The following is a 23,671-nucleotide window of genomic DNA, read 5'->3' as shown; positions in this document are numbered from 1 at the left end:
ACGCGGCTTAAATGCCGTGCAGGTGGCGAGACGGTGTTGCGATCATGAAATTGTCTTCGGCCAGGTTGGGCTGAAGACGTGACATAGGACTGAGTGGACGATGGCTAAACTGAAGATTGACGGTAAAGAGATCGAAGTTCCGGATCACTACACGCTTATCCAGGCGTGCGAGGAAGCCGGCGCCGAAGTCCCGCGCTTCTGCTTCCATGAACGACTGTCGGTGGCCGGCAATTGCCGCATGTGCCTCGTAGAGGTGAAGGGCGGCCCGCCGAAGCCCCAGGCCTCCTGCGCCATGGGTGTTCGCGATATTCGCGGCGGCCCGAACGGCGAGCTTCCGGAAGTCTTCACAAACACGCCAATGGTCAAGAAGGCCCGCGAAGGCGTGATGGAATTCCTTCTGATCAACCACCCGCTGGATTGCCCGATCTGCGACCAGGGCGGCGAATGCGACCTGCAGGACCAGGCGATGGCCTTTGGCATCGACAGCTCGCGCTATCAGGAAGATAAGCGCGCCGTCGAAGACAAATATATCGGTCCACTCGTCAAGACCGTGATGAACCGCTGCATCCACTGCACGCGCTGCGTCCGCTTCACGACCGAAGTTGCCGGTATTTCCGAACTCGGCCTGATCGGCCGCGGCGAAGATGCGGAAATCACCACCTATCTCGAGCAGGCAATGACCTCTGAGCTGCAGGGCAATGTCGTCGACCTCTGCCCCGTCGGTGCGTTGACCTCGAAGCCCTTCGCCTTCACGGCCCGTCCGTGGGAACTGAACAAGACCGAATCGATCGACGTCATGGACGCGCTCGGCTCGGCGATCCGCGTCGACACCCGCGGCCGCGAAGTCATGCGCGTCCTGCCGCGCGTCAACGAACAGATCAACGAAGAGTGGATCTCCGACAAGACCCGCTTCATCTGGGACGGCCTGAAGACGCAGCGCCTGGACAAGCCCTATGTCCGTCGAGATGGCCGCCTACAGGCAGCGACCTGGAGTGATGCCTTCGCAGCCATCAAGTCGGCAGTTGCCGCCACTAGCGGCGACAAGATCGGCGCCATCGCCGGCGACCTTGCTTCGGTCGAGGAAATGTACGCCCTCTCCGAACTGTTGAAATCACTGGGATCGGAAAATCTCGACTGTCGCCAGGACGGGACGGCGCTTGATCCGTCGCTTGGCCGCGCAAGCTACATCTTCAATCCGACCATCGAAGGTATCGAAGCTGCCGATGCGCTGCTGATCATTGGTGCCACGCCGCGCTTCGAAGCGGCTGTGTTGAACTCGCGCATCCGCAAGCGCTGGCGCAAGGGCAAGTTCCCGATCGGCGTGATCGGCGAACATGCCGACCTGCGCTACTCCTACGACTATCTCGGCGCCGGTCCGGACACGCTGGCCGATGTCGTCAGCGGTTCACACGCCTTTGCCGATGTTCTGAAGAACGCGCAAAAGCCGATGATCATCATCGGCCAGGGCGCGTTCATTCGAGAAGATGGTGCCGAAGTGCTGGCGAATGCCGCCAAGCTCGCTGCCGCGGTCGGCGTCGTGAAGGATGGCTGGAACGGCTTTGCCGTTCTGCATACCGCCGCTTCCCGCGTCGGCGGCCTCGATCTCGGCTTTGTACCGGGCGCAAAGGGCGTCAATGCTGCGGCAATGCTGTCCTCGATGGACGTTCTCTTCCTGCTGGGTGCCGATGAACTCGATTTCACCCGCAAGGGCGCGAAGTTCACCGTCTACATCGGCTCGCATGGCGACAACGGCGCGCATAACGCCGATGTCATTTTGCCGGCTGCCACCTACACCGAAAAGTCGGGCACCTGGGTCAATACCGAAGGCCGCGTTCAGATGGGCAACCGTGCCGGCTTCGCGCCCGGCGACGCTCGCGAAGACTGGGCCATCATCCGCGCCCTTTCCGATGTGCTCGGCAAGAAGCTTCCCTTTGATTCGCTGAGAGAATTGCGCGCAAAGCTCTATGCCGCGTTCCCGCATTTCGCAGCCATCGACGAGATCGCCGAAGCTGATAGCGCCCAAATTGTCGCACTGGCGAAAAAAGCCGGCGCGATGGGCAAATCCGGGTTTGCTTCGCCGATCAAAGACTTCTATTTGACGAACCCGATAGCGCGTGCCTCGGCTGTTATGGCCGAGTGCTCGGCATTGGCCCGCAACAATTTCCAGGCTGCGGCAGAGTAAGGGCAGAGGACTATGGATTCATTCGTTTCGACCTATCTTTGGCCGGCGCTGATTATCATCGGTCAGTCCCTGCTGCTCCTGGTCTGCCTGCTGATCTTCATCGCCTATATCCTTCTTGCCGACCGCAAGATCTGGGCGGCGGTTCAGTTGCGCCGCGGCCCGAACGTCGTCGGTCCCTTCGGCCTGTTCCAGTCCTTCGCTGACCTTTTGAAGTTCATGGTCAAGGAGCCGATCATTCCCGCCGGCGCCAACAAGACCGTCTTCCTGCTGGCGCCGCTCGTCTCCGTGGTCCTGGCGCTCTCCACCTGGGCCGTCGTGCCGTTGGCGCATGGCTGGGTGATCGCCGATATCAATGTCGGCATCCTCTACATTCTGGCGATTTCTTCGCTCGAAGTGTACGGCATCATCATGGGCGGCTGGGCTTCCAACTCGAAGTATCCGTTCCTCGGCGCGCTGCGTTCCGCCGCGCAGATGGTGTCCTATGAAGTCTCGATCGGCTTTGTCATCGTTACCGTGCTGCTCTGCGTCGGCTCCCTGAACCTGACCGATATCGTAATGTCGCAGCAGACCGGCCTCGGCACCAAGCTCGGCCTGCCCAACTCGTTCCTCGATTGGCATTGGCTGTCGCTATTCCCGATGTTCATCGTGTTCTTCATTTCGGCGCTCGCTGAGACGAACCGTCCGCCATTCGACCTGCCGGAAGCGGAATCGGAGCTGGTTGCCGGCTTCATGGTCGAATATGGCTCCTCGCCTTACATGATGTTCATGCTCGGCGAATATGCCGCCGTCGTTCTGATGTGCTCGCTGACCACGATCCTCTTCCTCGGTGGCTGGCTGCCGCCGGTCGATATCTGGATCCTCAACTGGGTCCCCGGCATCATCTGGTTCCTGCTGAAGTCGTGCCTCGTCTTCTTCATGTTCGCGATGGTCAAGGCGTTCGTGCCGCGCTACCGCTACGACCAGCTCATGCGTCTCGGCTGGAAAGTGTTCCTGCCGCTGTCGCTGGCCATGGTCATTATCGTTGCATTCGTGCTGAAGCTGACGGGATGGGCATGATGATGTCGACCCTCGCTTCAAGCAGATTTGGAGGTTGAAGATGGCCGGAATTTCCAACGCCGTCAGCTCGCTGTTCCTCAAGGAATTCGTCGGCGCATTCTTTTTGTCGATGCGCTATTTCTTCAAGCAGAAGGCGACGATCAATTATCCCTTCGAAAAGGGACCGGTCAGCCCGCGCTTCCGTGGCGAACATGCGCTGCGCCGTTATCCCAATGGTGAAGAGCGCTGCATCGCCTGCAAGCTCTGCGAAGCGATCTGTCCTGCTCAGGCGATCACCATCGAAGCCGGGCCGCGCCGCAATGACGGCACCCGCCGCACGGTGCGCTATGACATCGATATGGTGAAGTGCATCTATTGCGGCTTCTGCCAAGAGGCTTGCCCGGTCGACGCCATCGTCGAAGGGCCGAACTTCGAATTCGCCACCGAAACCCGCGAAGAGCTTTATTTCGATAAAGCGCGGCTTCTGGAAAATGGCGACCGCTGGGAACGCGAAATCGCGCGCAACATAGCGATGGATTCGCCGTACCGCTGAGCGGAATTTTGAATATGCCGTGACGGGCGGCCGAGATTGTCGCCGTCGCGGTGGAATAGAGACCGGGGCTTTGGCGGACTCATGTCCGGCCAAGTCCCATCGGGCAGGGGCACTCCCGGCTGCCCGGGGGAAGACGAAAAAGGCACCAACATGGGTCTGCAGGCTCTTTTTTTCTACATCTTCGCCTTTGTCGCGGTGGCGTCGGCGTTCATGGTTATTTCGGCGCGGAATCCGGTCCATTCGGTCCTGTTCCTCATCCTGGTCTTCTTTAATGCCGCCGGCCTCTTCCTCCTGATGGGGGCGGAATTCCTGGCGATGATCCTGCTGGTCGTCTATGTCGGCGCCGTCGCAGTTCTCTTCCTCTTCGTCGTGATGATGCTCGATATCGACTTCTCCGAGCTCAGGGCAGGCATTCTGGAGTATGCGCCGATCGGTGCACTGATCGGGATCATCCTTGCCGCTGAGCTGATCGTCGTCATCGGTGGCAGCGTGATTTCGCCAGTTATCGCCAAGTCGGTCGCCATGCCGATCCCGGCGATAACGACCCGCACGAACACCGCCGCGCTCGGCGACGTGCTCTATACCAACTACGTTTATTTCTTCGAGATCGCCGGTCTTGTGCTCCTGGTCGCGATGATCGGCGCGATCGTGCTGACGCTGAGGCATCGTACGCACGTCCGGCGCCAGAGCATCCCGCAACAGGTCGCCCGCACGCCCGCGACCGCCGTCGAGGTGGTCAAGGTCAAGCCGGGGCAGGGCGTCTAAGGCGCGGCACGAGGGTCAAAGGAACAAGAATATGGTCATCGGACTTTCCCACTACCTGACGGTCAGCGCCATCCTTTTCGTGCTCGGCGTTTTCGGTATCTTCCTGAACCGCAAGAACGTCATCATCATCTTGATGTCGATCGAGCTCATCCTGCTTGCGGTCAACATCAACATGGTCGCCTTCTCGTCGTTCCTCAACGATATCGTCGGCCAGGTCTTTGCTCTGTTCATTCTGACTGTTGCTGCTGCAGAAGCGGCCATCGGTCTTGCAATTCTCGTCGTCTTCTACCGCAACCGCGGCTCCATCGCGGTCGAAGACGTCAACATGATGAAGGGCTGATACAGCTATGTTTTTATATAAGGCTATCGTCTTTCTTCCCCTGATCGGCGCGATCATTGCCGGCCTGTTCGGCCGCGGGATCGGTGCCAAGGCTTCGGAATACGTGACCACTGGCTTGATGATCATCGCCGGGGTTTTGTCTTGGATCGTCTTCTTCACGGTTGCGCTTGGTCATACCGATGGGCCGCTCAAGGTCGAAGTGCTGCGCTGGATCCAGTCCGGCGGCATCGATGCCTCTTGGACGCTGCGCATCGATACGTTGACCTCGGTGATGCTGATCGTCGTGAACACGGTTTCGACCCTCGTTCACGTCTATTCGATCGGATACATGCATCACGATCCGCATCGTCCGCGCTTCTTCGCCTATCTCTCGCTTTTCACCTTCGCCATGCTGATGCTGGTGACCTCCGACAATCTCGCCCAGATGTTCTTTGGCTGGGAAGGCGTTGGTCTGGCGTCCTATCTGCTCATCGGTTTCTGGTTCAAGAAGCCTTCGGCGTCCGCGGCTGCGATCAAGGCATTCATCGTCAACCGAGTCGGCGACTTCGGTTTCGTGCTCGGCATTGCCGGTGTCTTCGTTCTCTTCGGCTCGATCAACTTCGACGTCATCTTCGGCAATGCCCAGAGCTTTGCCGCGGGGCAGGGCGGTCAGCCGGGCGATATCGTGCTCAACCTCTTCGGCATGCATCTTGATCGTGCGCACGCGCTGACTGGCGTCTGCCTGCTGCTCTTCATGGGCGCCATGGGTAAGTCGGCGCAGTTCCTGCTGCACACTTGGCTGCCGGACGCCATGGAAGGTCCGACCCCGGTGTCGGCGCTCATCCATGCCGCGACCATGGTCACCGCCGGTGTCTTCCTCGTCGCCCGCATGTCGCCGATTTTCGAACTTTCGCCGGATGCCCTGACCTTCGTCACCGTCATCGGCGCGATCACCGCTTTCTTCGCGGCGACGGTCGGCCTGGTGCAGAACGATATCAAGCGCGTCATCGCCTATTCGACCTGTTCGCAGCTCGGCTACATGTTCGTTGCTCTCGGCGTCGGCGCTTACGGCGCGGCCATCTTCCACCTGTTCACGCACGCCTTCTTCAAGGCTCTGCTCTTCCTCTGTGCCGGCTCGGTTATCCACGCCGTCGATGGCGAGCAGGACATGCGTCACATGGGTGGCCTGCGCCCGCACATCCAGAAGACCTTCTGGATGATGATTATCGGGACGGTGGCGATCACTGGCGTTGGCATTCCCTTCACCCATTTCGGTTTTGCCGGCTTTATTTCAAAGGACGCGATCATCGAGGCAGCCTATGCTTCGCATAGCTCCGTCGCAGGGTTTGCCTTCACGCTCTTGGTCATCGCAGCGCTGTTCACCAGCTTCTATTCCTGGCGCCTGATCTTCATGACCTTTTTCGGCAAACCGCGCGCTTCGCACGAGGTCATGCATCACGTGCATGAATCGCCGAACGTCATGCTGATCCCGCTCTATCTGCTGGCAGTTGGCGCTGTACTCGCCGGCATGGTCTACAGAAGCGATTTTGTCGGTGAAGCCTATGGCGAGTTCTGGAAGACTTCGCTGTTCACCTTGCCGACGAACCATATCTTCGAAGAGATGGAACATGTTCCGGCTTGGGTGAGCATCAGCCCGTTCATCGCCATGCTGATCGGCCTCGTGCTGGCCTGGTACATGTACATCAAGTCGCCTCAGACGCCGCGCATCCTCGCGCAGCAGCATCGCGTGCTCTACGAGTTCCTGTTGAACAAGTGGTACTTCGACGAGCTCTATGACTTCCTCTTCGTTCGTACCGCCAAGAGGCTTGGTCGCTTCCTCTGGCAGAAGGGCGATATCGGGGTCATTGATGCGATCGGCCCGAACGGCGTTGCTGCCCGCGTCGTCGACGTCACCAACCGCGTCGTTCGCCTGCAGACCGGTTACCTCTATCACTATGCCTTCGCGATGCTGCTCGGCATTGCGGCCCTCGTTACTTGGATGATGCTCGGGAGTTCCCTCTGATGACCGATTGGCCTATTCTTTCAACGGTCACCTTCCTGCCGCTGGTAGGCGTCCTTCTCCTGCTGTTCATGCGGGATGACGGACCCAATGGCCGCCGCAACATCCTGAACGTATCGTTGCTGACCACGATCTTCACTTTCGTCGTGTCTCTGTTCGTATGGATTGGCTTCGACAATGCCAATCCGGGCTTCCAGATGATCGAGAAGCATGACTGGCTGAGCTCCGGCATCAGCTACCACATGGGCGTCGACGGCATTTCCATGCTGTTCGTCATCCTGACGACCTTCCTTATGCCCTTCTGCGTGCTGGCGAGCTGGCTCTCGATCGAGAAACGCCTGAAGGACTACATGATCGCCTTCCTCGTCCTCGAGACGATGATGGTCGGCGTCTTCACGTCGCTGGATATCGTGCTGTTCTACGTCTTCTTCGAAGCCGGTCTGATCCCGATGTTCCTGATCATCGGCGTCTGGGGTGGCAAGGATCGCGTCTACGCCAGCTATAAGTTCTTCCTCTATACGCTGCTCGGCTCCGTGCTGATGCTGCTCGCCATCATGGCGATGTACTGGCAGGCCGGCACGACGGACATTCCGACGCTGCTCGCCTACAAATTCCCGGCGCAGATGCAGACATGGCTATGGCTGGCCTTCTTCGCCTCCTTCGCGGTGAAAATGCCGATGTGGCCAGTGCATACCTGGTTGCCCGATGCGCACGTTCAGGCGCCGACGGCGGGTTCGGTCATCCTGGCCGGCATTCTTCTGAAGCTCGGCGGCTATGGTCTCATCCGCTTCTCGATTGGCATGTTCCCGAATGCGTCGGAATATTTCGCCCCGCTCGTCTTCGCCCTCTCGGTCATCGCCATCATCTACACCTCGCTGGTCGCGATGATGCAGGACGACATCAAGAAGCTGATCGCCTATTCGTCGGTGGCGCACATGGGCTATGTGACCATGGGTATCTTCGCGGCTAACCAGCAGGGTGTTCAGGGCGCGATCTTTCAGATGCTGTCGCACGGCATCGTCTCCGGCGCGCTCTTCCTTTGCGTCGGCGTGATCTACGACCGCACCCATACCCGCGAGATCGCGGCCTATGGCGGCCTCGTCAACAACATGCCGAAATATGCCGTCGCGATGATGGTTTTCACCATGGCCAATGTCGGTCTGCCCGGCACCTCCGGTTTCATCGGTGAATTCCTGACCCTGATCGGCGTCTTCCGCACCAACACCTGGGTTGCGCTGTTTGCTGCCACGGGCGTTATTCTTTCAGCCGCTTACGCGCTTTGGCTCTACCGCCGCGTCATCTTCGGTGCGCTGGAAAAGGAAAACCTCAAGAAGTTGCTGGATCTGTCGCCCCGCGAACAGCTCATCCTCTATCCGCTGATCGCGCTGACGATCTTCTTCGGCGTCTATCCGGCTCCGATCTTCGATGCGACGGCCGCTTCGGTGGATCTGCTCGTGAACAACTACACCGCAGCCCTGCACGCCGCGCAGAATGTTGCGCTGTCGATGAATTGATGACGGGACTTATTCGACATGACTGCTGACACAATTCTTGCAAGCCTGCATCTTTCCATCCCGGAACTCATCCTCGCGGTCGGTGCGCTTGTGCTGCTCATGATCGGCGTCTTCGCAGGCGAACGGTCCGGACCGACCATCACCGGTCTTGCCATTGCGGTTCTCGCGGTGGCTGGCCTCTGGATCATCTTCGTGCCCGGCGACGGCTTGGCTTACGGCGGCGCCTATCTCGCTGACGGCTTCTCGCGCTTCATGAAGGTCGTGGCTTTGGTGGGCTCCATCGTCGCCATGTTCATGAGCATGGGGCATGCGCGCGAGCAGCAGCTCGATCGTTTCGAATTCCCCGTGCTGCTGCTGCTGGCGACCCTCGGCATCCTGCTGATGATTTCGGCGCATGACCTGATCTCGCTCTACCTGTCGCTGGAGCTGCAATCCCTGGCCCTCTACGTCGTCGCCGCCATCAACCGCGACAGCGTCAAGTCGACGGAAGCCGGTCTGAAGTATTTCGTGCTCGGCGCGCTGTCCTCGGGCATGCTGCTCTACGGCATGTCGCTGGTCTATGGCTTCACCGGTCACACGACCTTCGATGCCATCGCCACGGCGCTCAGCGCCGAGACTCGCTCGCTCGGCCTCGTCTTCGGTCTGGTCTTCGTTCTCGCCGGCCTTGCCTTCAAGATCTCTGCCGTGCCGTTCCACATGTGGACGCCGGACGTCTACGAAGGTGCGCCGACCCCGGTCACCGCCTTCTTCGCTGCTGCCCCGAAGGTTGCGGCCATGGCGATCCTGACCCGTATCGTCGTCACTGCTTTTCACCCGGTGCTTGCCGACTGGCAGCAGATCATTGTGTTCATCTCGATCGCCTCGATGTTGCTCGGCTCCTTCGCCGCAATCGGTCAGCGCAACTTCAAGCGACTGATGGCTTATTCCTCCATCGGTCACATGGGCTATGCGCTGGTCGGCCTTGCAGCCGGCAACAAGACTGGTGTCTCCGGCGTCATGCTGTACATGGTCATCTACATGGCCATGACGCTCGGCTCCTTCGCCATCATCATGGCGATGCGCCGCAAGGACGGCCGCCAGGTTGAAAACGTCGACGATCTCGCCGGCCTTTCCACGACCAATCCGTTCATGGCGGTCGTACTGACGGCGCTGATGTTCTCGCTTGCCGGGATTCCGCCGCTCGCCGGCTTCTTCGGAAAGTACTTCGTCTTCGTCGCCGCCATTCAGGCCCATCTCTATGCGCTCGCCATCATCGGCGTTCTCGCATCGGTCGTCGGGGCCTATTATTATCTGCGCGTCATCAAGGTGATGTGGTTCGATGAAGCCAAGGACGAATTCGCACGCACTGCTGGTTCGCTGCGCCTCGTCTTCGGTCTCTCCGGCCTGTTCGTCGTCGCCTACGTCTTCTTCGGCGGCGCTATCGGCGGTGCGGCCGATCTGGCCGCCGCGACGTTGTTTTGATGGCGTCTGACATGAACAGCCGGAAGTCGCTCGCTGACTTCCGGCATGATGCCCTTTCAGAGACAGCCTCCACCAACAGCGAATGCCTGGAGCGGGCGCGGGCAGGGGATGCCGGCAATCTCTGGGTGACTGCAGGCCGTCAGACGGGCGGCCGCGGGCGCCGCGGGCGCCCCTGGGTGTCCGAGCGCGGCAATCTCTATGCTTCCCTTCTTTTGATTGATCCCGCTCCCATGGATCGCCTCGGCTCATTGCCGCTGGCAGTCGCGGTTGGGGTGCACCAGGCGGTGCGTGGCGTGCTGCCTCTCGCCGCAGAGCCTGTCGAGGTCAAGTGGCCGAACGATATCCTGATCGGCCGCAAGAAGACCTGCGGCATTCTGATCGAGGGAGAGGCGCTTGCCGATGGACGCTATGCGCTGGTGATCGGCATCGGCATCAATGTTGCCGTCAAGCCGGAAAACCCGCTCTACCCGGTCACCTGCCTGCATGAGCATGGCTCGGCAGTATCGCCGGAGGAACTCTTTGCGCATCTCTATGCGTCCATGGCCGAAGCGCTGGCTGTCTGGGATCGCGGCAAAGGCGTTCGCGAGGTGACCGCGCGCTGGCGCGAGGTCGCCTGCGGCATCGGCGAAAAGATCACCGTGAATCTGCCGGACCGTTCGATTTCCGGCCATTTCGCAGGAATCGATGATAATGGCTTATTGATGCTCGATATCGGCGGCAAGATTTTGCCGATCGCCGCGGGCGATGTTTTTTTCAGATCGTAGGTAAAAAATAGATATGGCAAACCAAGACGAACTGGTGTTTTTGCCACTCGGCGGCGTCGGCGAGATCGGCATGAATCTCGCGCTTTACGGCTATGGCGCGCCTGAGCATCGCCAGTGGATCATGGTCGATTGCGGCGTCACCTTTCCAGGCCCGGATCTTCCGGGCGTCGATCTCGTGCTCCCCGACATCCGTTTCCTCGCCAAGGAACGCAAGAATCTCAAGGGCATCATCATCACGCATGCGCATGAGGATCACTATGGCGCACTGAACGATCTGTGGCCGGGCCTGAACGTGCCCGTTTATGCCTCGGCCTTCACGGCTGGCCTGCTGGAAGCCAAGCGCGACTATGAAAGAACGATGGGCGAGATCCCGATCACACCGTTCAAGGCCGGCGATCGTATCAATGTCGGGCCATTCAGCATCGAAGGTGTCGGCGTCAATCACTCCATTCCTGAACCGATGTCGCTGATGATCCGCACGCCGGTTGGCAATGTCATTCATACTGGCGACTGGAAGATCGATCATGAGCCATCGCTCGGTCCGCTGACCGACGAGGCGCGTTTCCGCCAACTCGGTGATGAAGGCGTGCTGGCGCTGATGTGCGATTCCACCAATGCCTTGCGGGACGGCGTGTCTCCCTCGGAAAAGGATGTTTCCGAAAGCCTGCGCAGGATTATCGAGGATGCAGAGGGCCGGGTGGCGATCACCACTTTCTCCTCGAATGTCGGCCGTATCCGCACCATCGCCGAGGCCGCCGAGGCGGCGGGCCGCGAGATTTTGCTGCTCGGCAGTTCGCTGAAGCGCGTTGTCGATGTCGCCCGTGACATCGGCATCATGGAAGGCATCAAGCCGTTCATCGCCGAAGACGAGTATGGCTATATCCCGCGCGACAAGGTCGTCGTCATCCTGACCGGCAGCCAGGGGGAGCCGCGGGCGGCGCTTGCCAAACTTTCGCGTGACGAAATGCGCAATGTCGCGCTCGCCGCCGGCGATATCGTCGTTTTCTCCTCGCGCGCCATTCCCGGCAATGAGAAGGCCATCCAGGATATCAAGAATGGTCTCACCGAGCAGGGCGTGCATGTGGTGACGGACGCCGAAGCGCTGGTCCACGTCTCCGGCCATCCGCGCCGCAACGAGCTGCAGAGGATGTATGAATGGACGCGGCCAAAGATCGTCGTGCCGGTGCACGGCGAAGCGACGCATCTGACCGCCCATAAGGAGCTGGCCGAACAATCCGGCATTTCCATCGTGCCGCGGGTCCGCAACGGCGACATATTGCGGCTGGCTCCAGGCCCGGTCGAGGTGATCGGCGAGGCGCCCCATGGCCGCATCTTCAAGGATGGCACGCTGATCGGCGATTTCGACGAAATGGGCATTGGCGAGCGCAAGAAGCTCTCCTATGTCGGCCATGTCGCCGTGAATGTCGTGCTCGATGCCCGCTATGATATTGTCGGCGATCCTGATCTGGTTGCGATCGGCCTGCCGGCTTATGACGATGAGGGCGAGGACATGGAAGACACGCTCTTCGACGCCATGGTCAGCGCCATCGAAAGCATCCCGCGCGCCCGCCGCAAGGATATCGACATGCTGCAGGAAGCCGTGCGCCGCGCCGTGCGCGCCGCCGCCAACCATGGCTGGGGCAAAAAGCCTGTCGTGACGGTGTTCGTGACGCGCGTGAGCGGGCAATAGCCTTATCTGGTCGGAGAGGAGGGACAGCCATGCTAGGGCGTATCAATCACATCGCGATTGCCGTACCTGATATCGCTGCCGCCTCCGCCACCTATCGCGACACGCTCGGCGCCAAGGTATCGGCGCCGCAGCCTTTGCCGGAACATGGCGTTACGGTCGTTTTCATCGAATTGCCGAACACCAAGGTCGAGCTGCTGGAACCGCTCGGCGATGCCTCGCCGATCTCAGCCTTCCTGGCGAAAAACCCCGACGGCGGCATGCATCATATCTGTTACGAGGTGGATGATCTTCCGGCCGCACGCGACCAGCTTCTGAAGGCCGGTGCCCGCGTGCTCGGCAATGGCGAGCCGAAGATCGGCGCCCATGGCAAGCCGGTGCTTTTCCTGCACCCAAAGGACTTCTTCGGAACTCTCATCGAACTTGAGCAGTGCACCGACGCTGAGCACAGCAGTGTGACATTAGAGCGCTAAGCGGCACTTTGAAACGCGCAGGCTTTAGTTCTATAAGCTGGTTAGTTCAAAGAAAGCGTGGGCAGATTAAGCCCACGTTGAGGGAGCATAATGGTCCAGCAGATTTTTTCGACATGCGCTGTCTATTTCGTTGTCTGGTGGGTCACGCTCTTCGCCATTCTGCCCTTCGGTTTGCGCACCCAAGCCGAAGACAATCATGTGGTCCTCGGCACGGTCGAAAGCGCGCCGACGAAATTCCGCGGTTTGAGGGTAGTGCTCGTCACGACGCTTGTGTCCGCCATCATCTACGGCGCGTGGTACATCAGCTCGCATTATTTGGGCTTCGGTTTCGACTCGATCCCGCCGATCATTCCGCGCTACGGCTGACGTTTATTTTCAAAAATTCTTTACAACCTGCAGACGAAATTCATATGTTATTGAATAGCCTGCAATCCGTCATACCTTTGTCATCTGTCTGAAGCATAGAGGCTGCGCAACGGCAGTTGTTCCGTTACGTCAGCTTGATTGGAATTGGAGGATGCCTGAAAGCCTACAGGTCAAAAAAGCTGAGAATTGAATGAGATAGAAAGCAAAAAAAAACAAGGCTGTAAGCCTTGTTTTTAAGTATCGCGTGATCCTTATCCGTTGCCGGGGCTGCGAGCGAGCGCGCCTAAGATCTGATCCTCCCAAGACTTGACCGCGAAACGACAAGAATTAGCCTTCTTGCCTCTTTTGTGAGCTAAAATTAGCTCAAAGATTGAGCTTTGTCATCTGTTTTTTTGCATTTTTGCTACAGTCGCGCAGAATTTTTCTGTTGACAGATTTCCGCTTCAAATCCTTATAAATGCGGATTTTTTCGAATTCATAGAAACCTCCAAGGTTCGCCCGCGTTTGTGGGTGTTCACCCGGTTTACTCGTGTTAAATGCGGGTTTCTTTCCTGCGCCGAAGCAGTTATGAACGCCTCCAGCAGTTAATTTTCTAACGATTCCGTCAAATGCGGAACGTCAAACCATCTGGAATCAGCCCATGCGTCTGTCTCGTTACTTCATGCCCATTCTGAAGGAAAATCCGAAAGAGGCTGAAATTGTTTCCCATCGGCTGATGCTGCGTGCCGGCATGATCCGCCAGCAGTCGCAGGGTATCTATTCCTGGCTGCCGCTGGGCAAGCGTGTTCTCGACAAGGTCAACAAGATCATCCGTGAGGAACAGAACCGTGCCGGCGCCATCGAGCTGCTGATGCCGACGCTGCAGTCGGCCGAGCTCTGGCAGGAAAGCGGCCGCTATGACGCCTATGGCAAGGAGATGCTGCGCATCCAGGACCGTCAGGAGCGCCCGATGCTCTACGGCCCGACCAATGAGGAGATGATCACCGACATCTTCCGTTCCTACGTCAAGTCCTACAAGGATCTGCCGTTGAACCTCTATCATATCCAATTGAAGTTTCGCGACGAGATCCGCCCGCGCTTCGGCACCATGCGCTCGCGCGAATTCATGATGAAGGATGCCTATTCCTTCGATCTGACGCTTGAGGGTGCCGTACACTCCTATAACAAAATGTTTGCCGCCTATCTGCGCACCTTCAGCCGACTGGGTCTCAGAGCCATTCCGATGCGCGCTGACACTGGCCCCATCGGCGGCAATCTCAGCCATGAATTCATCATCCTCGCCGATACAGGTGAATCGGAGGTCTTCTGCCACAAGGATTTCGTCAATTTCGAAACTCCTACTGAAGACACGAACTTTGATGACGTCGCAGGCCTGAAGGCCATTTTCGACAAATGGACGTCGGTCTATGCGGCAACTTCCGAGATGCACGACGAGGCGGCCTTCAACGCCATTCCGGAAAGTGAGCGCCTGTCGGCTCGCGGCATCGAGGTCGGCCACATCTTCTATTTCGGCACCAAATATTCCGAGCCTATGGGCGCGAAAGTGCAAGGCCCCGACGGAAAGGAACATGCCGTCCATATGGGTTCTTACGGTATCGGGCCGACACGCCTTGTTCCCGCCATCATCGAAGCATCGCATGACGAAAACGGAATCATCTGGCCGGCCTCGGTCGCACCCTTTGATGCCGTCGTGATCAACATGAAGGCTGGCGATCAGGCCTGCGACGCGGCGTGCGAGACGATCTATGCGGCGCTCTCGAAGGCCGGCAAAGACGTGCTGCTCGACGATACGGACGATCGCGCCGGAACGAAATTCGCCACGGCCGACCTGATCGGCGTGCCCATGCAGATTATCGTCGGGCCGCGTTCGGTCGCAAACGGCGAAGTGGAAGTCAAGGACCGCAAGACCGGCGCCCGCGAAACGATAACCGTCGAAGCGGCGATCAATCGGCTGGCTGGCTGATAACGATAGGATGAGAAGCGAATGGCGGTAGACGCGGCAGTGAAGCAGCAGAAGAAGGCTTTCAAAACCGGCCCGTCGTCGCGTCCGTTCTCCGGCTTCGAGCGGCTTGTCGCATGGCGCTATCTGCGCGCCCGGCGCAAGGAGGCGTCCATTTCGGTCATAGCCGGCTTCTCATTGGTCGGTATCATGCTCGGCGTTGCGGCCTTGATCATCGTCATGGCGGTCATGAACGGTTTTCGCGCCGAGCTCTTCAAGCAGATTCTCGGCTTCAACGGTCATGTGGTTGTTCAGCCAGTGGATTCACCGCTGAGTGATTATGCCACGTTGGCGCAGAGGCTTGCCGCCGTTCCGGGCGTCACCATGGCCCTGCCGTTGGTCGAAGGCGAGACCCTTGCCTCCGGTCGCGGCGGTTCCGGCACCGGCGCGCTCGTGCGCGGCATCCGGCCGGAAGACTTTACCAAGCTCAAGACCGTTTCGGACCATATCGTCGATGGCGACATGGTGGGCTTCACCGCCGGTCAGGGCGTCATGGTCGGGTCGCGCCTGGCGCGGCAACTGGGTCTGACGGTCGGCGATCAGATTACGCTGACTGCGCCGGATGGCGACGTAACGCCCTTCGGTGTCAATCCGCGCGTCAAAGCCTATACGATCTCCGGCATCTTCGAAGTCGGCATGTCGGAGTACGATTCCTCCGTGGTCTTCATGCCGCTGGAGGAGGCGCAGCTTTATTTCAATGTCGAAGGGATCGTCGAAAAGATCGAGCTTTTCGTCAGCAACCCGGATGATGTCGACGAGCTCAGACCGAAGATCGAGGCGGCGGCGGGGCGGCAGGTCTTTCTGACCGATTGGCGGCAGGTGAACGAAACCTTCTTCTCGGCGCTGCAGGTCGAGCGCAATACCATGTTCATGATTTTGACGCTGATCGTCATCGTCGCGGCGCTCAACATCATTTCCGGCCTGATCATGCTGGTGAAGGACAAGGGGAGCGATATCGCCATTTTGCGCACCATGGGCGCGACGTCGGGGGCGATCATGCGCATCTTCTTCATGACGGGCGCTGCAATCGGTGTCGTCGGCACTGTCGCCGGCGTCGCGCTTGGGGTCGTCGTCTGCCTCAACATCGAATCGATCCGTCAGTTCTTCTCCTGGATATCCGGCACCGTGATCTTCAATCCCGAGGTCTATTTCCTCAGCAAGTTGCCGGCGCAAATGAATCTCGGCGAGACCGTCTCCGTGATCGTAATGGCGCTCTCGCTGTCCTTCCTCGCCACGATCTTTCCGGCCTGGCGCGCCTCGCGGCTCGATCCGGTGCAGGCGCTACGGTACGAATAAGGAATTCCACATTTGATGAAACGCAACGTCGTTCTCCAGCTTACGGGCGTGGAGCGTCATTACGGGCAGGGCGAAACGCGGTTGTCGATCCTGAAGGGTGCCGATTTTGCCTTGACCAGCGGCGAGATCGTTGCCCTGGTCGCGCCGTCAGGAACGGGCAAGTCGACGCTTCTGCACGTCGCCGGCCTGCTCGAGCATCCTGATGGCGGCGAGGTGACGATCAACGGTCAGGCCTGCGAGGGATTGTCCGATGAAAAGCGTACGGCCGTCCGGCGCAGTGAGATCGGCTTCGTCTATCAGTTCCACCATCTGCTGCCCGAGTTTTCCGCGCTGGAAAACATCATGATGCCACAGTTGATTTCCGGTCTTTCCAAGAAGGAGGCCAGCGCCCGCGCAGCCCAGCTTCTCGACTATATGCGCATCGGTCACCGCGCCGACCACCGCCCGGCCGAGCTTTCCGGCGGCGAGCAGCAGCGCGTCGCCATCGCCCGCGCTGTCGCCAATGCGCCGCTGGTGCTTTTGGCCGACGAGCCGACCGGCAACCTCGATCCCGATACGGCGCATTATGTCTTCGACGCCCTTGAGGCACTGGTGCGCCAGTCCGGGCTTGCGGCGCTGATCGCCACGCACAATCACGAACTGGCATCGCGCATGGACCGCCGCGTGACTATCCATGATGGCAAGGTCGTCGAATTCTGACGGCATTCTTCAAGGGACGATCAGCCCGCCGCGGTAATCCAGCTCATATGCCTTGCATCTGTTCACCAGGATGACCTCGTGGCCGATAAAATGATCGCAGCCACCGGTGCTGCGATCGACATAGTGGCCAAACGAATGAGCAAATTCGTATCCCCCGAGAAAACGCTTTTCATCAAGGTAAAGCCGCATGAGCGCCGCCTTGATGACCATGCCCGCGGCCTTGGCATCGATCAGATCAGGCTCGACGATCCGCCCGAAATAATTCATCGCCCAGACTGGTTCATCATCGAGCCAGACCAGTTCCTGTCCGGCGAAATCCGTGCCGCCGAAATAACTGTCGAGATAACGCCAGCGGCCGCTGACGTAGCCGATATCATGCGAACCGCTGCGGCAGGACGGCAGTCTCTCGCCATCACCGACATAGGTTTCCGCCTTCGCGGCAACAATAAAATCGTTCAGCTCGGCAAGATCCGGCATGGTCCTCTCCAATCGCGGTGAGGGAACAGAATGGCACGCGTTCAACAATAAGTAAAGAACACATAGTGAACATACGGGAAGCTGCTACGGGCTTTCCCCACAAGCTTTGTGGCCGATATCGTCGTTCCAGTCCTCGATCTTGATGGTCTTGGCTTCGGTGGGGAATTCCTTGCCGCCCTTTGTCGCCTTGCCCGTCAGCACATTGTAGTCGCAGCTATAGCTTCTATCGGCTTTGAGGTTGTCCCGGTAATCAAAGGTATAGCCGGCAACGACGAAGGCGTTGTTGCGGAAGGCGAGGGTGAGCGTTTGATGCCAGCGGTCGCGGCCGATCGCGTCATTCTGAGACATAACGGCGATCGAACCATTTGGCAGTGCCGCGATCGACGGCTCCTGGCCGAAGATACCGCCCGGCTCGCCGCGACCCCATACCTTATTGGGTGCGGCGGCCGCCAGCTTGAGCAGCAGATGTTCTTTGTCTCGGACATAAATATAGATGCCGATCGAGGTCACGTCGTCTGCCGGGGCCAACGCCAGCAAAGCAAGGTCCGGCTTGCCGTCCTTGTTCCAATCGCCGATCGCCGCGTCGATGATGCGATCGGGCGCGATGGTATCTTCAGCGTGAGCCGCGGATGTAACCAAAAGCAGAATGAGAGCGCAGGCAAGTGATTTCACAGTGATCTCTCCCTTCACGCTTCATAGCTTTGGGTTGTGCTTCCGTCCACCGATACTCTTCAAAACACTGATGATGAAAATTATTGATGCAGCTATTGACTCTCGAACATAAATAGAACAAAAAAGAAACATAACGAGTAAGGAGCGCGTAAATGACCGATATCATTCGAGACGTTGCAGCATTCACCTCCATCGTCATGTTTGTCGCCAGCTTTTCGCTCATCATGATGGCGATGTGAATCTTATCCCCACGGGTATTGCAATGTGCCCGTGATTCATGAGGTCAACTTCTGGACTTTATCGTCCGCAATGCCGAAAATGCAGCCGATTCATTTGGGCATGTGGAAAGGCATATGATGGCGGATATGGTGAGCAGCGGCGCAGCGGGTGCGCCGGTCGGAGAGACGCCGGAATTCGTGCATCTTCGCGTCCATTCCGCCTATTCGCTGCTCGAAGGCGCATTGCCGCTGAAGAAGATCCTCGCCAAGGCGGCCGGCGACAATCAGCCGGCCATCGCCATCACCGATACAAACAACCTTTTCATCGCGCTGGAGTTTTCGCAGAAGGCGATGGATGAGGGCTTGCAGCCGATCATCGGCTGCCAGGTATCGATCGACATGGAGGATGGCGGCGAGGGCGAAAAGCGCGGACCGCAACAGGCGCTCACCAAGCTGCCGTCCATCGTGTTGCTGGCGGCCACCGAGCGGGGCTATGAGCGCCTCGTCGATCTTGTCAGCCGCGCCTATCTCGGCGGCGAAGGCAATCAGGCGGTCCATATCACCGCCTCCTGGCTGAGGGAGATCGGCACGGACGGCATGATCGCGCTCACCGGTTCGCTCGGCGGCCCGGTCGATATCGCGCTAAAGGACGGCCACGCGCCGCAGGCGCTGTCGCGGCTGCTGACGTTGAAGAGCCTGTTCGGCCACCGGCTCTATGTCGAATTGCAGCGTCACGGCACCTATGATCGCCGCCACGAACAGAAGATGATCGCGCTCGCCTATGAGCATGAATTGCCGCTGGTTGCGACCAACGAGGCCTTCTTCCCGACGCGAGACGATTATGATGCCCATGATGCGCTCATGGCGGTTGCCCACAATGCCATCGTTTCGGACGACACCCGCTTTCGCCTGACGCCGGATCATTATTTGAAGAGCCGCGCCGACATGGCGAAGCTGTTCGCCAATCTGCCGGAAGCCTTGGAGAACACCGTCGAGATCGCCCGGCGCTGCTCCTTCGTTCTGAAGACACGCAAGCCGATCCTGCCGCGTTTCACCGGCGCCACCGATGATCCGGAGGAAGCCGAACGCGCCGAGGCGGCTGAACTGCGCGCCCAGGCGGTCGAAGGTCTCGACCGGCGTCTCGCCTCGCTCGGCATGGCATCGGGCTATGCGGAGAAGGACTATCGCGAGCGGCTGGAATTCGAACTCAGCGTCATCGAGCGCATGAAATTCCCCGGCTACTTCCTGATCGTCGCGGACTTCATCAAATGGGCCAAGCAGCATGACATTCCCGTCGGCCCGGGCCGCGGTTCGGGCGCTGGTTCGCTGGTTGCCTATGCGCTGACGATTACCGACGTCGACCCGCTGCGTTTCTCGCTGCTGTTCGAGCGCTTCCTCAATCCGTCGCGCGTCTCGATGCCGGACTTCGATATCGACTTCTGCCAGGATCGCCGTGAAGAAGTGATCCGCTATGTGCAGGCCAAATATGGCCGTGAGCAGGTGGCGCAGATCATCACTTTCGGTTCCCTTCAGGCGCGCGCCGCCCTTCGCGACGTCGGCCGCGTGCTGGAAATGCCCTATGGCCAGGTCGACAAGATCTGCAAGCTGGTGCCGAACAACCCCGCCAATCCGACGCCGCTCAGCAAGGCGATCGAAGAAGAGCCGCGTCTGCAGGAGGAGGCCGATAAGGAACCGGTCGTCGCCCGTCTGCTCGATATTGCCCAGAAGATCGAGGGCCTCTATCGCCACGCTTCGACGCACGCCGCCGGCATCGTCATCGGCGATCGGCCGCTGTCGAAGCTGGTCCCGATGTACCGCGATCCGCGCTCCGACATGCCGGTCACCCAATTCAACATGAAGTGGGTGGAGCAGGCCGGCCTGGTGAAGTTCGACTTCCTGGGCCTGAAAACGCTGACGGTCCTGAAGACGGCCGTTGATTTCGTCGCCAAGCGCGGCATTACGCTTGATCTCGCCAGCATACCGCTCGACGACAAGACGACCTACGACATGCTCTCGCGCGGTGAGACGGTCGGCGTGTTCCAGGTGGAAAGTGCGGGCATGCGCAAGGCGCTGATCGGCATGCGCCCAGACTGCATCGAAGACATCATCGCGCTGGTGGCCCTCTATCGTCCAGGCCCGATGGAAAACATTCCGGTCTACAATGCCCGTAAGCATGGCGAGGAAGAGATCGAATCGATCCATCCGATGATCGATTACCTCCTGAAAGAGACGCAGGGCGTTATCGTCTATCAGGAGCAGGTGATGCAGATCGCTCAGGTGCTGTCGGGCTATTCGCTCGGCGAGGCCGATCTTCTGCGCCGCGCCATGGGCAAGAAGATCAAGGCCGAGATGGACCAGCAGCGCGAGCGCTTCGTCGACGGTGCCCTCAAGAATGGCGTATCGAAGGGCCAGGCAGACGTCATTTTCGACCTGCTCGCCAAGTTCGCCAACTACGGCTTCAACAAATCGCACGCCGCCGCCTATGCGATCGTCTCCTACCAGACCGCCTATATGAAGGCGCACTATCCGGTGGAGTTCCTCGCGGCCTCGATGACGCTCGATATGGCGAACACCGAAAAGGTCAACGACTTCCGCCAGGATGCCAAGCGCCTCGGCATCGAAGTCATCGCACCATCGATCCAGACCTCGTTTCGCCATTTCGAAACGGGCGAGAACCGCATCTATTATGCGCTCGCCGCCATCAAGGGTGTCGGCGAATCCGCTGTCGACCATATTGTCGAGGTACGCGGCGACCAGCCTTTTGCCGGCATCGAGGACTTCTGCCTGCGCATCGATCCAAAGCAGATCAATCGCCGTGTATTGGAAAGCCTGATCTGCGCCGGCGCCTTTGATTGTTTTGACATCGACCGCGCGCAATTGATCGGCGGGCTGGACCGGGTGATGGGCTATGCGCAAGTCGCGCAGGAGAACAAGCGAAGCGGTCAGTCCGATATGTTTGGAAGCGCCGCCTCGGGTCCTGAGAAGATATCATTCCCGCCTTTCACGCCCTGGCTCGCCTCGGAGCGGCTGCTGCGCGAATTCCAGGTGCTGGGCTTTTACCTCACGGCCCATCCGCTCGACACCTACAAGAACGTGCTCAACAAGATGCGCGTGCAGACCTTCGCCGATTTCTCGGCGGCGGTGAAGCAGGGGGCGAGTAACGGCCGGTTGGCCGGCACCGTGATTTCCAAGCAGGAGCGCAAGACGCGCACCGGCAACAAGATGGGCATCTTCGTTTTCTCGGATGCCTCCGGCCAATTCGAGGCCGTGCTGTTCTCGGAAGTGCTCAATCAATATCGCGACGTGCTGGAGGTCGGCAAATCCTTCGTCATCACCGCGCAGGCGGACGAGCGGCCGGAAGGCATCAGCCTGCGCCTGCAAACGGCGCAGTCGCTGGAGGAAAAGTCGCTGCAGATGCAAAAGGCGCTGCGCGTCTATGTCCGCGATTCCGGCCCGCTGAAAGCGGTGGCCGCGCACCTTAACGCCAAGGGCGACGGCCTGGTCTCCTTCATTGTCATCAAGGAGGAGGGCAAGCGCGAGGTCGAAGTGGCGCTGCCGGAGAAATACCGCATCACGCCGGAAATCGCAGCCGCGCTGCGCACCGCGCCCGGTGTGATCGACGTCGAGCTGGTCTAAAGCATGTCGCGCAACAGCGCGCAGCGCTTTTGCGATAACGACATGCGCAAATTCAAAGAACTAAAGCGCGAGGAGCGAATCTTGGAGATCGCGATGCGCTTTAGCCGCTTTTCCCAAGCGCACCGCGGTTGGTGATGGTGATGAAATCGGTGCCGTTGCCCGTTTCCGGGCCGATGCCCGTATCGGAAATCGTCAGCGAAGAACCTGCCGTCAGCAGATCTTCGATCTTGCGCCTGACGTCGTCGGGTATGGTGATGCGGTCGAGCGCGCGATCGGCAGCGTCGAGCGATTCCGCCTGTGCCTCGCTGGTGATGCCGAACCGCTTCTTCGCCTCCTTGGAGAGATCATCCTCCAGCGTCACGCCGAACCAGTCGGCTTTGCCGTTCACCTTGTCGATCGTATTGGCGGTGAAGAAATGCGTCCCGAGAGCTTCCTGCGGCTCGGCGATGATGGCGGGAGCTTCGAACAGCGGTTTGAAATTCTGCCGTACCATGATTTGGCCGTTCGGCGGCTCGCCCTTGCCGGCAAGCGCATAGACGGCCTTCATCAGCGCCGGGCTGACGAGGCCGCCCGATGTAGTGATGTTGTGAGCCTTCTTGAAATCCTCAATCGCCTGCATCGTCGTTGGCCCGAGCATGCCGTCCGGCGTGCCGGTCGCAAAGCCCATGTCATTCAAGATGCCCTGCAGATCGCGGACATTTTCCCGCAGACCCCGGCGGGTGATGAGGATGCCGAGCGGAGCCCGATCGACCGGCGGCGCCTGTATGGCCTGTGGCATCGGCAAGGCGGCAACATCGTTTGTGGCCACCTGCACCGCCTGCGCCTGCGGCAGGAAGGCCGCCGTTGAGGGGCGCAGTTCGATATCGGAGAACAGGGCAGCGGCGGGTGCGACTTCCGGTTGGAACAGCATGGCATGTCGGAAAGGCTGCGGCACCAGCGGCTGGTCGGCGATGACGACATGCACGCCGCGTTCCGTCATCTGGTAGAGCATTTTGGCAAAGGCCTTGGGCATGCGAACGCAGCCGTGCGAAGCGGGATAGTTCGGCACCGAATTGGATTCGTGCAGGGCAATGCCGGACCAGGTCAGCCGCTGCATGAAGGGCATTGGCGACGCCGAATAGAGGTTGGACTCGTGATAGACCTCCTTCTCCAGAATGGAAAAGATGCCGCTCGGCGTCGTATGGCCGCGCTTGCCGGTCGAAACCTTCGATGTCGCCACCACCTTGTCGCCGTCATAAACGGCGAGCGATTGCCGGTCCTTCGATACGACGATCTGCAATGTCCGGGCATCTTCCGCGCCGAAGGCAGGGTGAACGAGAGCTGTGGCCGACAGCAGGCCAAGCCCGAAAAAGAAACGCGGCTTCATATACACATACCAAAACGCAATACTCGTATCGCCGCAGGTTAGACTTCGAAGTTTAAGGAAGACTTGCAGGCGAGCCGTTCGCCTGGCCTACTTTCGTGCGGTTTCATCAGCAACGGCCTGTCCGATAGGCGCAATTGCGACGGAAGATATTTTATGCATATCTTAAATT

19 protein-coding genes are annotated in these 23,671 nt (G+C 59.3%); 16 read left to right on the top strand and 3 right to left on the bottom strand.

Translation table 11 applies throughout. From position 1 onward, the window contains the following. Positions 1-100 precede the first annotated feature (100 nt). From nuoG to QDY28_RS03030, 15 genes are all read left to right on the top strand, one after another. Positions 101-2,182: an NADH-quinone oxidoreductase subunit NuoG gene (gene nuoG / locus QDY28_RS03100; RefSeq protein ID WP_331380217.1), complete on the top strand. Its 2,082-nt coding sequence runs from the start codon at positions 101-103 to the stop codon at positions 2,180-2,182. A gap of 12 nt (positions 2,183-2,194) precedes the next feature. Next, positions 2,195-3,238 carry an NADH-quinone oxidoreductase subunit NuoH gene (gene nuoH / locus QDY28_RS03095; RefSeq protein WP_331380216.1) on the top strand — a complete coding sequence of 348 codons (1,044 nt, stop codon included), beginning with the start codon at positions 2,195-2,197 and terminating at the stop codon, positions 3,236-3,238. A 40-nt stretch (positions 3,239-3,278) separates the two neighbouring features. Further along, entirely contained in the window at positions 3,279-3,770 is a 492-nt protein-coding gene (gene nuoI / locus QDY28_RS03090) for an NADH-quinone oxidoreductase subunit NuoI (RefSeq protein ID WP_028754013.1), read from the top strand. 150 nt (positions 3,771-3,920) lie between these two features. Continuing rightward, entirely contained in the window at positions 3,921-4,535 is a 615-nt protein-coding gene (locus QDY28_RS03085) for an NADH-quinone oxidoreductase subunit J (RefSeq protein WP_331380437.1), read from the top strand. Between the two features lie 31 nt (positions 4,536-4,566). Next, entirely contained in the window at positions 4,567-4,875 is a 309-nt protein-coding gene (nuoK, locus tag QDY28_RS03080; RefSeq protein ID WP_120703848.1) for an NADH-quinone oxidoreductase subunit NuoK, read from the top strand. 7 nt (positions 4,876-4,882) lie between these two features. Further along, positions 4,883-6,877 (top strand): NADH-quinone oxidoreductase subunit L, encoded by a 1,995-nt coding sequence (nuoL, locus tag QDY28_RS03075; RefSeq protein ID WP_331380215.1) that lies wholly within the window; start codon positions 4,883-4,885, stop codon positions 6,875-6,877. After that, positions 6,877-8,388, top strand: a complete 1,512-nt coding sequence (locus QDY28_RS03070; protein ID WP_331380214.1) for an NADH-quinone oxidoreductase subunit M — start codon at positions 6,877-6,879, stop codon at positions 8,386-8,388. The genes nuoL and QDY28_RS03070 overlap by 1 nt, the downstream gene beginning before the upstream one ends. An 18-nt stretch (positions 8,389-8,406) precedes the next feature. After that, positions 8,407-9,849: an NADH-quinone oxidoreductase subunit NuoN gene (gene nuoN / locus QDY28_RS03065; protein WP_331380213.1), complete on the top strand. Its 1,443-nt coding sequence runs from the start codon at positions 8,407-8,409 to the stop codon at positions 9,847-9,849. After that, complete coding sequence (locus tag QDY28_RS03060; RefSeq protein ID WP_331380212.1) at positions 9,849-10,613, top strand: biotin--[acetyl-CoA-carboxylase] ligase; 765 nt, start codon at positions 9,849-9,851, stop codon at positions 10,611-10,613. The genes nuoN and QDY28_RS03060 overlap by 1 nt, the downstream gene beginning before the upstream one ends. Positions 10,614-10,626: 13 nt before the next feature. Beyond that, the gene (locus QDY28_RS03055; protein WP_331380211.1) at positions 10,627-12,303 is read left to right on the top strand and encodes a ribonuclease J; all 1,677 of its coding nucleotides are present in this window, start codon (positions 10,627-10,629) and stop codon (positions 12,301-12,303) included. A gap of 29 nt (positions 12,304-12,332) precedes the next feature. After that, a complete protein-coding gene (gene mce, locus QDY28_RS03050) occupies positions 12,333-12,773 on the top strand; it encodes a methylmalonyl-CoA epimerase (protein ID WP_331380210.1) in 441 nt (146 codons plus the stop codon). Between the two features lie 90 nt (positions 12,774-12,863). After that, the gene (locus QDY28_RS03045; RefSeq protein WP_331380209.1) at positions 12,864-13,139 is read left to right on the top strand and encodes a DUF1467 family protein; all 276 of its coding nucleotides are present in this window, start codon (positions 12,864-12,866) and stop codon (positions 13,137-13,139) included. Between the two features lie 640 nt (positions 13,140-13,779). Continuing rightward, positions 13,780-15,102, top strand: coding sequence for a proline--tRNA ligase (gene proS / locus QDY28_RS03040; RefSeq protein WP_331380208.1), 1,323 nt, complete (start codon positions 13,780-13,782; stop codon positions 15,100-15,102). Positions 15,103-15,123: 21 nt separating this feature from the next. Continuing rightward, positions 15,124-16,434, top strand: a complete 1,311-nt coding sequence (locus QDY28_RS03035; RefSeq protein WP_331380207.1) for a lipoprotein-releasing ABC transporter permease subunit — start codon at positions 15,124-15,126, stop codon at positions 16,432-16,434. A 15-nt stretch (positions 16,435-16,449) separates the two neighbouring features. Next, positions 16,450-17,133, top strand: a complete 684-nt coding sequence (locus tag QDY28_RS03030) for an ABC transporter ATP-binding protein (protein WP_331380206.1) — start codon at positions 16,450-16,452, stop codon at positions 17,131-17,133. A 9-nt stretch (positions 17,134-17,142) separates the two neighbouring features. Here the strand turns inward: QDY28_RS03030 and QDY28_RS03025 are convergent, their stop codons facing one another. Beyond that, a complete protein-coding gene (locus tag QDY28_RS03025) occupies positions 17,143-17,610 on the bottom strand; it encodes a DUF5680 domain-containing protein (RefSeq protein WP_331380205.1) in 468 nt (155 codons plus the stop codon). Positions 17,611-17,694: 84 nt separating this feature from the next. Beyond that, the gene (locus tag QDY28_RS03020) at positions 17,695-18,282 is read right to left on the bottom strand and encodes a hypothetical protein (protein ID WP_331380204.1); all 588 of its coding nucleotides are present in this window, start codon (positions 18,280-18,282) and stop codon (positions 17,695-17,697) included. A 356-nt stretch (positions 18,283-18,638) separates the two neighbouring features. On the opposite strand from QDY28_RS03020, the gene dnaE reads away from it, so the two are divergent. Continuing rightward, positions 18,639-22,136 (top strand): DNA polymerase III subunit alpha, encoded by a 3,498-nt coding sequence (dnaE, locus tag QDY28_RS03015; protein ID WP_331380436.1) that lies wholly within the window; start codon positions 18,639-18,641, stop codon positions 22,134-22,136. A 100-nt stretch (positions 22,137-22,236) separates the two neighbouring features. Here dnaE and QDY28_RS03010 read toward each other — a convergent pair whose 3' ends face one another. Further along, positions 22,237-23,502: a L,D-transpeptidase family protein gene (locus QDY28_RS03010; RefSeq protein ID WP_331380203.1), complete on the bottom strand. Its 1,266-nt coding sequence runs from the start codon at positions 23,500-23,502 to the stop codon at positions 22,237-22,239. Between the last annotated feature and the right edge of the window lie 169 nt (positions 23,503-23,671).

It is taken from the genome of Rhizobium sp. BR 362 (genome assembly GCF_036528765.1).
In the GTDB taxonomy this organism is placed as follows: Bacteria; Pseudomonadota; Alphaproteobacteria; order Rhizobiales; family Rhizobiaceae; genus Rhizobium.
This window is presented reverse-complemented; position numbering and strand designations above follow the sequence as displayed.